Source organism: Zavarzinia compransoris, from assembly GCF_003173055.1.
Lineage (GTDB): Bacteria > Pseudomonadota > Alphaproteobacteria > Zavarziniales > Zavarziniaceae > Zavarzinia > Zavarzinia compransoris.
Genome location: NZ_QGLF01000001.1, coordinates 154,303 through 166,444, shown reverse-complemented (window position 1 = coordinate 166,444; position 12,142 = coordinate 154,303). Strand labels below are relative to the sequence as shown.

Annotated in this window: 12 protein-coding genes; 5 read left to right on the top strand and 7 right to left on the bottom strand. The window is 68.2% G+C overall.

Annotated elements, in window-relative coordinates; translation table 11 throughout:
• Nucleotide 1 precedes the first annotated feature (1 nt).
• The 7 genes from DKG75_RS00830 to DKG75_RS00800 form a co-directional block, all read right to left on the bottom strand.
• A complete protein-coding gene (locus DKG75_RS00830; RefSeq protein WP_109919181.1) occupies nt 2–619 on the bottom strand; it encodes a HyaD/HybD family hydrogenase maturation endopeptidase in 618 nt (205 codons plus the stop codon).
• 252 nt (nt 620–871) lie between these two features.
• A complete protein-coding gene (gene cybH, locus DKG75_RS00825) occupies nt 872–1,576 on the bottom strand; it encodes a Ni/Fe-hydrogenase, b-type cytochrome subunit (RefSeq protein WP_109919180.1) in 705 nt (234 codons plus the stop codon).
• A 13-nt stretch (nt 1,577–1,589) separates the two neighbouring features.
• Entirely contained in the window at nt 1,590–3,404 is a 1,815-nt protein-coding gene (locus tag DKG75_RS00820) for a nickel-dependent hydrogenase large subunit (RefSeq protein ID WP_109919179.1), read from the bottom strand.
• A gap of 4 nt (nt 3,405–3,408) precedes the next feature.
• Nucleotides 3,409–4,479, bottom strand: coding sequence for a hydrogenase small subunit (locus DKG75_RS00815; protein ID WP_109919178.1), 1,071 nt, complete (start codon nt 4,477–4,479; stop codon nt 3,409–3,411).
• A 157-nt stretch (nt 4,480–4,636) separates the two neighbouring features.
• The gene (locus DKG75_RS00810; protein ID WP_208112025.1) at nt 4,637–6,085 is read right to left on the bottom strand and encodes a nickel-dependent hydrogenase large subunit; all 1,449 of its coding nucleotides are present in this window, start codon (nt 6,083–6,085) and stop codon (nt 4,637–4,639) included.
• A gap of 9 nt (nt 6,086–6,094) precedes the next feature.
• Nucleotides 6,095–7,093: an NADH-quinone oxidoreductase subunit B family protein gene (locus DKG75_RS00805; RefSeq protein WP_243746499.1), complete on the bottom strand. Its 999-nt coding sequence runs from the start codon at nt 7,091–7,093 to the stop codon at nt 6,095–6,097.
• A complete protein-coding gene (locus DKG75_RS00800; protein ID WP_243746500.1) occupies nt 7,090–8,409 on the bottom strand; it encodes a sensor histidine kinase in 1,320 nt (439 codons plus the stop codon). The genes DKG75_RS00805 and DKG75_RS00800 overlap by 4 nt, the downstream gene beginning before the upstream one ends.
• 303 nt (nt 8,410–8,712) lie before the next feature.
• Here DKG75_RS00800 and DKG75_RS00795 point away from each other — a divergent pair, with 303 nt between their 5' ends.
• The 5 genes from DKG75_RS00795 to DKG75_RS00775 are packed head-to-tail and all read left to right on the top strand — an operon-like array spanning nt 8,713 to nt 12,139.
• Entirely contained in the window at nt 8,713–9,483 is a 771-nt protein-coding gene (locus DKG75_RS00795) for a DUF4198 domain-containing protein (RefSeq protein WP_109919176.1), read from the top strand.
• A gap of 22 nt (nt 9,484–9,505) precedes the next feature.
• Nucleotides 9,506–10,117, top strand: coding sequence for a cobalt transporter CbiM (cbiM, locus tag DKG75_RS00790; protein ID WP_109919175.1), 612 nt, complete (start codon nt 9,506–9,508; stop codon nt 10,115–10,117).
• Entirely contained in the window at nt 10,114–10,677 is a 564-nt protein-coding gene (locus tag DKG75_RS00785; RefSeq protein WP_109919174.1) for a cobalamin biosynthesis protein CbiM, read from the top strand. Before cbiM ends, DKG75_RS00785 begins: the two co-directional genes overlap by 4 nt.
• Complete coding sequence (gene cbiQ / locus DKG75_RS00780) at nt 10,674–11,417, top strand: cobalt ECF transporter T component CbiQ (protein ID WP_166646447.1); 744 nt, start codon at nt 10,674–10,676, stop codon at nt 11,415–11,417. Before DKG75_RS00785 ends, cbiQ begins: the two co-directional genes overlap by 4 nt.
• Nucleotides 11,414–12,139: an energy-coupling factor ABC transporter ATP-binding protein gene (locus DKG75_RS00775; protein WP_109919172.1), complete on the top strand. Its 726-nt coding sequence runs from the start codon at nt 11,414–11,416 to the stop codon at nt 12,137–12,139. Before cbiQ ends, DKG75_RS00775 begins: the two co-directional genes overlap by 4 nt.
• Nucleotides 12,140–12,142: the final 3 nt, after the last annotated feature.

Sequence of the window (12,142 nt, the reverse complement as noted above, 5' to 3'; positions counted from 1 at the left end):
ATCAGGCGCCGAGGCCGAGCACGCGGGGATCGCCGATCCGGCACGCCGCCTCGGCGCTGGGCCGGCCGGCCTCATAGGCTTCGCGCGACAGCCGGGCGTCGACGAGGCCGGGCCGGGCGGCACCCCGCCGCACCGCCGCGATGCCATAGTCGTCGCCCAGGACCCGAAGCACGGCATCGACCGCGGGCTGGACCCGGGCGGCGACGATATCGGTCAGGCCGCCGCCGTAATCGTCGAGCACGGCCGGCTGCACGCCGATCAGCACCAGGTCGCGCGGGCAGCGGCCGAGCAGCTGGGCCGTGGCCAGCACGTCCTGGAACCCGGTCTGGTGCAGGCTCATCTTGTGGGCGCCGAGAAAGGCGGGCACGTCGCCGCCGCGAAGCGTGCGAAATGCCCCCGGTTCCAGCCCGTAGTCGATGGCGTCGACGATGATCAGCGCGTCGAGATTCTCGATATGGGGCAGGAGGTATAGCCCCTGGGTGCCGCCGTCCATCACGCCGACATGGTCCGGCAGGGCGAAATCGCGATCCAGAGCCTCGACCACGCGGATGCCGAACCCTTCGTCGGCCCACAGCATGTTGCCGATGCCGAGGACAAGAATCCTGTCTGCGGCCTTCATGAATGTCCCTTCCCAAGCGGGCGATCTGTCGTCGCCTTTGCCCCCGTTCCGGGTGGCGTGAGTGAGGTATCAGCAGGAACCGTGCCAACCGCCGAGAATGGCGGATCCGCAGGGAAAAGCTGATCACCCACTGCCAAAACCGATAAGAAACTTTCCACTTCCAGGAAGAATGCGAAAGGCATCCAGACAAAATAAAGGGCGCGGGATGAACCGCGCCCTTGGAGTTGGCCCTGAGGGGTAGGGCGGGAGAGATCAGTCCGGGTCGTCGTCCTTGAAGGTGCGCGTGCCCGAAATCATGGTCGAGACGATCGACTGGCGGGACATGATGTCCTCGCGGATCGCGGCATAGACATGGACCATCACGAACAGGATGATCGCCCACATGCCCATGTGGTGCCAGGTGTGGACATCCATGCTCTGCCCGAACAGGGGAATGACCCAGCCGAACACTTCATCCTGCCACGAGCCCGGCCCCGCCCCCTCGCCGTAGAGGGCGAACCCGGTGAAGATCATGAACACGGTCATCACCGACATGAACCAGAACATGAAGAACTGGGCCAGCGGATTGTGCCCGATGTATTTCTTCGGCCGCCGTTCGAGGAACGCATACCAGCGCATTTCCTCGTACATGCCCTTCCAGTAGGCCCGTTCCCAGAAGGGGAAGCGGAACAGCTGGCGGGCATGGTGGTTGCCGACGAAGGCCCAGTAGATCCTGACCAGGAACCCGACGGCGAAGACATAGGCCGCCGCGAAATGGGCGAAGCGGATGTAACCCATCAGGAAGTGGTCGCTCGCCTCGCCCGACATGCTGGGCAGGGGCGAGCCGATGAAGTAGCCGGTCACGGACAGCACCAGGATGCTGGTCGCGTTGATCCAGTGCCAGAGGCGCACCGGCGCCTCGTAGACATAGACCGCGGTCAGTTGTTGCGGCCGATCGGAGACGTCGTGGGCGCTCATTGCCGGTCCTCCCTCAGCGGACCTGGACCCGGGCCAGTTCCTCACCGTCCGGCGCCATGACGTGTGTCGAGCAGGCGAGGCACGGATCGAAGCTGTGCAGGGTACGCAGGATCTCGACCGGTTCCTCCGGCCGTTCCATCGGCGTGTTCATCAGCGACGCCTCGAAGGCGCCGATATTGCCGGCGGGATCGCGCGGGCTGCCGTTCCAGGTGGTCGGCACCACGCATTGGTAATTCTCGATCCGGCCGTCCTTGATGCGGATCCAATGGCCGAGGCCGCCGCGCGGCGCCGCCACGGTGCCGACACCCTTGGCTTCCGACGGCCAGGTCTTCGGATCCCATTTCTCGACATTGGCGGTAGCGAGATCGCCCGCCTTGATGTTGGCGATCAACTCGTCCCAATCGTTGAGCATCATCTCGGCGCAGTAATGCGCCTCGAGCGCGCGGGCCAGCGTGCGGCCGATGGTCGAGGGCAGCGCCTGCTGCGGGGTCAGGCTGGTGCCCGCCAGCGCGTTGAAGCGGCCGAGCGAGTCGTGGACCTGGTCCTTCACATAGGTGACGCCATGGGCATAGGCGAGGATGTAACGCGCCAGCGGCCCGACCTCGCAGGCATGGCCCTTCCAGCGCGGCGACTTGATCCAGGAATATTTGGCGCTTTCGTCCAGTTCCTTGATGTTCGTGCGCGTGCCCTTGGCATTGGGGCCGAGTTCGTACTTCGGCTGGGTGATGCCGTCCCAAGGGTGCAGGCCCTTGCTGTCGTCGCCGTAGGTGTACCAGGAATGGGTGACGAATTCCTGCACCTGGGTCGGATCGCGCGGGTCGATGGGATGGATCTCGTTCCAATTGCCGTTCAGGATCACGCCGCCCGGCAGGCGGTCCGTGCTCTTGTCGCCGAGAACGCTTTCATAGTCGCCGTAGTCGAGGACGTTGGTCGCCGACAGGCCGCCGCCGTAGAGCCAGTTCTTGTAGAAGCTGGCGATGGCGATGACGTCCGGGATGTAGACGTTTTTCGAGAAGTCGTAGGCTTCCTGGATGCGGGCGCGGACGAAGTTGAGACGCTCCATGTTCAGGGGCGCGCCCGCCGACATGTTGCCTTCCATGTTGATCGCGCAAGGCACGCCGCCGACCATGAAGTTCGGGTGCGGGTTCTTGCCGCCGAAGATCGTGTGGATCTTCACCACTTCCTTCTGGAGGTCCAGCGCTTCCAGATAGTGGGTGACGGCCATGAGGTCGGCTTCGGGCGGCAGCTTGTAGGCCGGGTTGTCCCAATAGCCGTTCTTGAAGATGCCGAGCTGGCCCGACTCGACGAATTTCTTCAGCCGGTTCTGGATGTCGCGGAAATAGCCGGGGCTGGACATCGGATGGCTGGGCGAGACCATCTGCTGCAGTTCCGAGGTCGCCTTCGGATCCGCCTTCAGGGCGTTCACCGGGTTCACCCAGTCGAGCGCGTGCAGGTGGTAGAAATGGACGACGTGGTCGTGCCATTGCAGCGTCTTCGCCATCATCTCGCGGATCAGATGGGCGTTCTTCGGGATGGTGATGCCGAGCGCATCCTCGACCGCGCGCACCGAGGTCAGGGCATGGCAGCCGGTGCAGACGCCGCAGATGCGCTCGACGAAGGCCCAGGCGTCGCGGGGGTCGCGGCCCTTCAGGATCACTTCGAGGCCGCGCCACATGGTGCCGGTGGAGACGGCGTTGCGGATGACATTGTTGCTGTCGAGGTTCACTTCGCAGCGCATGTGGCCCTCGATCCGGGTGACCGGATCGACGACGACGCGCTTGCCCGTATTGTCCAGGCTGAAACCATTCGGGGTCTGGATAATGCCCATGGTCTCATTCCCCCTTGTGCTGGGCGCGCTTCAGGGCGCTGACCGCGGCATGGGCGGCGATCGCCGCACCGGCGACGCCGGCGGCGGCGGTGCCGATCTGGTCGGCGTTGGCCTCGATGCCGAATTGGGGAATGTCGGTCAGGCGGGCATACCACGAGCCCTTGTCCCAGAAACCGTCTTCCGAACAGCCGATGCAGCCATGGCCGGCCTGGATCGGGAAGGATGTCCCCTCGTTCCAGCGGATGGTCGAACAGGCGTTATAGGTGGTCGGGCCCTTGCAGCCGACCTTGTAGAGGCAATAGCCCTTGCGCGCGCCCTCGTCGTCGAAATGCTCGACGAACTGGCCGGCGTCGAAATGCGGCCGGCGATAGCATTTGTCGTGGATGCGCTGGCTGTAGAACATCTTCGGCCGGCCCTGGCGGTCCAGTTCCGGGATGCGGTCGAAGGTCAGCATATAGGTGACGACCGCGGTCATCACCTCGGCGATCGGCGGGCAGCCGGGCACCTTGATGATCGGCTTGTTGGTGATCACCTGATGCACCGGGGTCGCCCGCGTCGGGTTCGGGCGTGCCGCCTGGACGCAACCGAAGGAGGCGCAGGAGCCCCAGGAAATGATCGCCTTCGAATGTTCGGCGACGTAACGCAGCTGGTCCACGAAGGGCTTGCCGCCGATGATGCAATACATGCCGTCTTCGTTCAGGGGCGGATTGCCCTCGACGGCCAGAATGTAGTTGCCCTTGTAGTCGCGGATGATCTCGTCGAGGATCGCCTCGGCCTGATGCCCGGCGGACGCCATCAGCGTATCGTCGTAGTCAAGCGAGATCATCGAGAGCACGACATCCTTCGCCAGCGGATGGGCAGAGCGGATGAAACTCTCCGAGCAGCAGGTGCATTCGAGCCCGTGCAGCCAGAGCACCGGCGTGCGCGGCTTGGTTTCCATCGCCTGGGCGATGCGCGGGGCGAACTCGGGCCCGAGGCCCAGGGCCGCCGCGGTGAGCGAACAATATTTGAGGAACGAACGGCGGGTGATGCCTTGACGACGCATCACCTCGTAGAATGTTTCCAGCCTTGCCATCGACGGCGGCCCTCCCTGTTATCGTCGGGGGGATATAGGCAAAAGCCGGGCCAACTCGGGAAAGCCAGGGTTTCCGCGGCTTCTCGCAGGCGCAACAAGGCCCGGATTGGCAGCGGGGAATACCCACACTCTGGCAAGTGTCTTTCCGCTTTTCCGATCAGTGAACGGTGCAGACCATGCAGGGGTCGAAGGAACGCACGATGTGCTGCACCGCGACCGGCGTGCGCTCGCCGTCGGCGACCGGGGCCCCCACCAGGGCCGCTTCCAGGGGCCCGGGCACGCCGTCGCTGTCGCGGGGCGAGAAGTTCCAGGTGGTCGGGGCGATGATCTGATAGGCGGCGATGCGCCCGCCCTCGACCCGCAGCCAATGGCCGAGGGCGCCGCGCGCCGCTTCGGTCAGGCCCATGGCGCGGCCGCTGTCGGGCAGGCGGATGTCGGTGAACCAGGCGTCGCGGACATCGAGCCGGCGGATGGCCTGGCCGAGGTCGAGCACCGCCGCCGCCAGTTCGACCAGCCGCGCCACGACGCGGGTGCGGACCGTGCCCCCCTCCCCCGCCGCCAGGGCGCGGATCAGGGGCTGGCCGCCGACCAGCTGGCGGGCGACCGCCCCGGTCTCGAACGGCAGGCCGGCGAGGCGCGGCGCCTTGCACCAGGTGTAACCGTCCTCGTCCGCGCCGTCGGGCACGGTCGAGCCGTCGAAGGGATGATGGCGGCGCTCGCGCCCGGCCATGCGGGCATGGCTGTGATCCTCGGCGATCAGGGCGGGATCGAGCGCGCCCGCCGCCCCCGCCTGCCAGATGCCGCCCGCCGGCGCCAGCCCGGTGCCATAGGACAGGAAGCGGTCATAGGCCCGGCCCAGGCGATCCAGGCCGAGATCGGCGGCGATTTCGAGGAACAGGCGGAAATGGCCGGCCGGGCCGTGATCGCGCCAGGCCTCCAGTTCGCCGGGCATCGCCAGGGCGGCGACGGTCTCCAGCGGGGCGCCGTAGAGACGCCCCTCCAGGAAGCGCTTGAAATCGGCGACGATGGCGCCGAGACGGACCTTGTCCCTGGCATCCACGGCGCGGGAGACGCCGCCCGGCTGGATGGTCAGCGTATGGGGCCATTTGCCGCCCATGATGCCGAAGACATGGAACAGGTTGCTGCGCGCCGCCACCGCCTCGCGCACCGCACTGCCGGCCGCGGCCTTGAAGCCTGCCTCGGCCTGCCCGAACCAGGGCCGGCCGGCATAGGCGGCGCGGGCGAAATCGGGCATGAAGAAGACATGGAAATGGGTCAGGTGGTCGCCGATATTCTCGACCGCGCGCATGATTTCCTGGGCCAGCAGGCCGTTCGGCGGCGGCGCCGCGCCCGCCAGCCCTTCGAGGGCCCGGGCCGCCGCGACCGATTGCGAGACCGAACAGATGCCGCAGATGCGCGGCACGATAACCAGGGCATCGCGCGGGTCCCGGCCTTCGAGAATGCGCTCGAAGCCGCGGAACAGGGGCGAATTCACCCGCGCCGCGCGGACCGCGCCGCCGGCGACGTCGAGATGGACTTCGAGGTCGCCCTCGACCCGGTTGAAGGGGCCGACGATCAGGCGGCGGTCCGTGGCGGCATCGGTCAAGATCGGGCCTTAGCGCTTGCGTTTCTCATGCACCGTGGGCGGGACCACGATGCGGTCGGTCGCGGCGTTGCGGCGCACCCGGTCCGGCGTCGCCGCCTTGGCCAGGGACGACAGGGCGACGAACCACGCCTTCGGCATGTCGGTGGGCAGGCCGATGGGAATGCCGGCCAGTTTCGGGGTTTCGAGGAACATATGGCCCGGCTCCTCGAATTCGGGGGCGGTGCAGTTGATGCAGGCATAGCCGCCCCTGGTGCACGAGCCCTCGCCGTTCCAGAGCCTGGTGTTGCAATCGGCATGGGCCTGGGTCCCCAGGCACCCCATATGTTCCATCATGCAGCCGAGGTCGGAGGGTTTGTGGGCACTGGCCTTGTATTCGTAATATTCGTTGCGCGGGCAGCCATGATGCACCAGGTGATCGGCATAGAAGCGCGGCCGCTGGTAGAGATCGAGATCGCCCGCCGCCATGTCGCCGCCCGCCAGCAGCATCAGGGTCTCGGTCACCCAATTGGGATGGGTGGGGCAGCCGGCGACATTGATCACCGGCAGGCCGGCGCCGGCGCGGAAGCCGGGGCCGAGCAGCCCGCCCTTCTGCCGGCCGTCGTATTGCAGGCCGCAGGCATCGGCCGGGTTGACCCCGGCCGCGGTGATCCCGCCGAAGGCCGCGCAGGTGCCGACCGCGACGACATGGCGGGCCCGGGCGGCAAGGTCGCGCACCCAGTCGATCATGGGCCGGCCGGTGCCCGCCATCATGTGGAAGCGCCCGCTGCCGTTCGGCCCGAGCAGCAGCGAGCCTTCGACGCAGAGAATATCCAGCCCCTGCCGCCGTTCGACGATCGCCTGCAACAGGTCGACGACCTCCGCCCCCGTCGCCTCGGACAGGGTCGGGTGCCAGAGCAGGTCGATGCCCGCGCCGTCGAGGGTGGCGAGAAGGTCCGGCGCCTCGGCGCACATCATCGACATGGTGCAGCCGCCGCAGCCGCCCGATTGCAGCCAGAGGAGATTCATCATGCCGCTCCCCCCGCCGCCGGCAGGCGCAGGGTGAAGACCGCGCCGCCCTCCGGGTGATTGCCGGCGGACAGACTGCCGCCCTGGTCGCTGACGATCCGGTCGCTGATGGACAGGCCAAGGCCCGTGCCCTTGCCGACCGGCTTGGTGGTGAAGAAGGGATCGAAGATGCGGGCCGCAAGATCGGCGGCGATCCCCGGGCCGCTGTCGTGGATCTCGACCACCGCCTGCTGGCCCTCGATGCGGCCGGCGATGCGCAGGCGGCGGGGCGGCGCGGTTTCCGCCATGGCATCGATGGCGTTCTGGACCAGGTTCATCACCACCTGATGGCTGTGGGCGGAAAGGCCGAAGGCGCGGAACGGCCGGGGCAGGTCGAAAGCGACCTCGAGTTCCGGCATCTGCGCCCTTGCCACCCAGTCGACCGCCGCATGCAGGACGTCGCCGAGGTCGAAGACGTCGGCCGGCGCCTTGTCGGTCGCGGCGAAGCGGCGCAATTCGGCGACGATGTCGCGCACCCGCTCCGCCCCCTCGGCCAGGCCGTCGATGGTGCCGGGCAGATCGGCCAGGGTCTTGTCGATGCGGTTGGCCGTGCGCGCCTCCGCCGCCGGGCCGCCGGCATCGAGGACGGCGATATAGGCGGTCAGGCGCTCCATCTGCCGGCGCAGGGCATGGGCATTGCCGTAGACGAAGGAAATCGGGTTGTTCAATTCATGCGCCACCCCGGCGACCAGCCGGCCGAGGGAAGCCATCTTCTCGGAATGGACCAGTTGCTGCTGGGTTTCCTTCAGGCGTTCGTGGGCGGTGGCGAGGTCGCGGTAGGCCCGGCGCAATTCCCCCGTCGGCCGCCCGACCAGGACGAGGCCGACCGAACGGCCCCGCGGCGTATAACGGATCGAGGAATTCAGCGAGACCGGGAAATCCCCCTCGACGCCGCGCAGCACCAGTTCGAGGTCGGAAACCCGTTCGTGCCGGCGCGCGGCGGCGATCAGCCCGTCGAGGGCGGGCCCCGCCGCCGGATCGAAAATCCCGCCCAGGGGCGTGCCGGCCAGGCTGGCGCTGGGCCGGCCGAGCGCCCGCTCGGCGGCGCCGTTCACCTCGACGATGCGGCCCTCCATGTCGCTGACGAGCAGGACATCGGTCATCGCCGCCATCACGCCGGCGATGAAGGCCTGCGCCTCCTCGAGTTCGGCGTTCTTGCGCTCCAGTTCGACCTGTTGGGCGACGAGATCGGCATAGGTCTCGTCCATCTTGCGGATGACGTCGATCCAGACGCCTTCGCCCTCCATGTCGACGGGGCCGGGTATCGGCGTCTGCGCCAAGGTCGCTGCCTCCAGGGGATCGGTCGGGAGAATGCTAGCACCCCGGCCGGAAGCCGATCAATTCCCGCGGCCGCCCGCCGCGCCTGAAAAGAAAATTTTCCAATTGAAAAGATAGTATGCCACGGCGCATGATCCGTCCCGCGACGTCCACCCGCCCGGGTGCGGCGGCCCGCGGCATTTCCGCTGTAATCGTGATCATTACTTTCTCTCTCCCCAGCCCCTGTTTCCGCTTGTCGGTATGATGTTTTGATATAATCATCACACCAGAACCCCGGATGCCAGGTAAGGAGAGGGACGGAAACCATGCTGCGCACCACGATCATGGGGCTTTGCCTCGCCGCCGCCCTTGCCTCGCCCGCCGCCGCCCATTTCCAGGAATTGCTGCCGAGCGCCGACGTCCTGCCCGAGGGCGGCACGGTCGATCTCGACCTCGTCTTCACCCACCCGATGGACCGAGGCCCGCACATGCAGATGGAGAAGCCGCTACGCTTCGGCATGCTGCGCGAAGGCCAGACCACCGACCTGCTGCCCAAGCTGGTCGAGACGGTGAACGGCGGCAAGACCGCCTGGCGCACCAGCATCGACCTGAAGGAGCCCGGCACCGCCATCTTCTTCGTCGAGCCGAAACCCTATTGGGAACCGGCGGAGGGCAAATACATCATCCACTACACCAAGGTGGTGGTGGACAGTTTCTCTACCGGCGAGGGCTGGGACGAGATGGTCGGCCTGCCGGTGGAAATCCGCCCCCTCACCCGCCCGTCCGGGCTTTGGACCGGCAATCTCTTCACCGGCGTGGTCACCAAGGGCGGCCAGCCCGTACCCTATGCCGAGGTCGAGATCGAATTCGTCAACGACGGCAGCGTGACCGCGCCGAACGACGCCTTCATCACCCAGGTGCTGAAGGCGGATGCCAACGGCACCTTCTCCTACGCCATGCCGCGCGCCGGCTGGTGGGGCTTCGCCGCCCTGACCGAGGCCGAGACCACGATGAAGAGCCCGGAAGGCAAGGATGTCCCGGTCGAGGCCGGCGCCCTGATCTGGGTGAAGGCGACCGACATGGGCAAGGCCCCTTAGGCGGACGGACGGACACACGGCCATGGCCCATATTCCGGACGGACTTCTCTCCCTGCCCGTGCTGGGCGGGGGCTGGGCGGCGACCGCCGGCCTCTGCCTGTGGTCGCTGCCGCGCCTGAAGGAAGAGACGATCCCGGGCACGGCCGTCCTCGCGGCCGTGTTCTTTTCCGTCTCCCTGGTCGCGGTGCCGGTCGGCCCGTCCAGCGTGCACCTGCTGCTGTCGGGCTTGATGGGCTTGATGATCGGGCCGCTGGCGGTGCCGGCGGTCATGGTCGGCCTTGCCCTTCAGGCCCTGATGTTCGGCTTCGGCGGGCTGATCGCCCTTGGCGTCAACACGGTCAATATCGCCCTGCCGGGCGTCCTGGTCGGGCTGGTCCTGGGCGGGCGGGTGGCCCGCGCCGCGCCCGCGCGGGCGGCCGTGCTCGCGGCCTTCGGCGCCGCCCTTGCGGTGCTGGCGACCGGCGGCGGGGTCGCTCTGGCGCTGGCCCTGTCGTCGCCGGATTACCTGCCCTCGGCCCGGGTGCTGCTGGTCACCTATCTGCCGCTGATGGCGGCGGAAGCGCTGATCACCGGCTTTGCCGTGCATTTCCTGAAACGGGTCAGGCCCGAAGCCCTGGCGGGGACCCGGCCATGATGCGGCGCCTGCTGATCGCCTGCGCGATGGTCGTGGCGGCGGCAAGCCCGGCCGCCGCCCACCGCCTGAAACTCTTCGCCACGGTCGAGGACGGCACCATCAGCGGCTATGCCTTCTTCATCGGCGGCGGCCGGCCCCAGGGGGCCGCCCTGGTGATCCGCGGCAGTGCCGGCACCGAACTCTATCGCACCGACACCGATGCCGAGGGCCGCTTCGCCTGGAAGCCGGCGGGGCCCGACCGCTTCACCGTCGTCGTCGATTCCAGGGACGGTCATATCGCCGAGGTCGTGCTCGACGCCGACCGCTTCGGCGGCCAGGCAACCCTCACCGCCCCCGCCGGGACCAGTACCGGGACCGCCGCGCCGCCGGCGGAAACGGCGGCGATCGAAGCCGCGGTCGACCGGGCGGTGGCGCGGCAGGTGCGCCCCCTGCTCGAAGCCTATGACGAGGCGGAGGGGCGGATACGCTTCAACGACGTGATGGGCGGCATCGGCATGATCATCGGTCTTGCCGGCATGGCCCTCTGGGCCAGCGCCCGCCGCGGCAGGGGGGACAAGTGACCATCGCCCTCGACAGCGGCAAGGCGGATCGGATCGATTCCCGCGCCCGCCTGTTCGCCGCCCTGGTGCTACTGCTGGCGATCACCAGCCTGCGGGGATTGCCGGCCCAGGCCGTCGCCGCGGGGGCGGGCCTGCTGCTGGTCCTCGCCGCCGGCCCGCCGCTCGCGGCATTGGCCCGGCGCCTCCTGCACGTCGAGGGGTTTCTCGTCCTGCTGCTCCTGATGCTGCCGCTGACCGTGGCGGGCACGCCGCTGGTCACGCTCGGCCCGCTCGCGCTCAGCGAGGCGGGCCTGCTGCGCGCCCTCAGTATCGTGCTCAAGGTGAATGCGGCGGTCATGGTCGCCTATGCCCTGCTCGGCGGGCTCGATCCCTTGCGCATCGGCCATGGCGCGCGGCGCCTGGGCCTGCCGCTCCGCTTCGTGCAGTTGTTCCTGTTCACCACCCGTTACATCGAGATCTACCGCGGCGAGATCCGCCGCCTGCGCGAAGCCATGAGGGCCCGGGCTTTCGTGCCGCGTACCTCCCTGCACAGTTTCCGCAGCTTCGGCAATCTGGCCGGCATGGTGCTGCTGCGCGCCCTGGACCGGGCCTCGCGGGTCGAGGAGGCGATGCGCTGCCGCGCCTTCGACGGCCGCCTGCCGGCCATCGGGCCCGAGGAGGCCGGCCGCGGCGGCCCGGCCGCCATGGCGCTGGCCGTGGCCGCCGCCCTTGCCCTCGTCACCCTGGACCATTGGCCATGACCCTTTTGCTGTCGTTGCAGGATATCGTCGTTTCGCGCGGGGAGCGGCGGGTGCTGGACGGCGCCAGCCTCGAACTGCGGGCCGGCGAGCGGCTGGCCCTGGTCGGGCCGAACGGCGCCGGCAAGACCACCCTGCTCCGCACCCTGATCGGTCTCGAAGCAGCGGCGGCGGGCGAGATCGTGGCCTTCGGCCGGCCGTGCCGGAGCGAGAAGGATTTTCGCGCCATGCGCGCCCGCGCCGGTTACCTGTTCCAGGATGCGGACGACCAGTTGTTCTGCCCGACGGTGATCGACGACGTCGCCTTCGGCCCCTTGAATCTGGGCCTGTCGCCCGATATCGCCCGTGCCCGGGCGGCAGCCGTGCTCGACCAGCTCGAACTCGGCGCCCTGGCGTCCCGCGTTACCCACCGCCTGTCGGGCGGAGAGAAGCGCCTCGTCGCGCTGGCCGGCGTGCTCGCCATGGAACCGGACGTGCTCCTGCTCGACGAGCCGACCAATGCCCTCGACGAGACGCATTACCGGCGCCTGGTCGAGATTCTGTCCGGCCTGCCGCAGGCGATGATCATCGTCTCGCACGACCGCTGGTTCCTGCACCGCCTGTCGTCGCGGGTGGCGGCGCTGAAGGACGGCCGACTGCTGCCCGCGGTCTTCCACGGCCACCCGCACACGCATGATCACCTGCACCTTCACATCGAAGGCGCAGGCGACCATCACCGCCACTGAAAC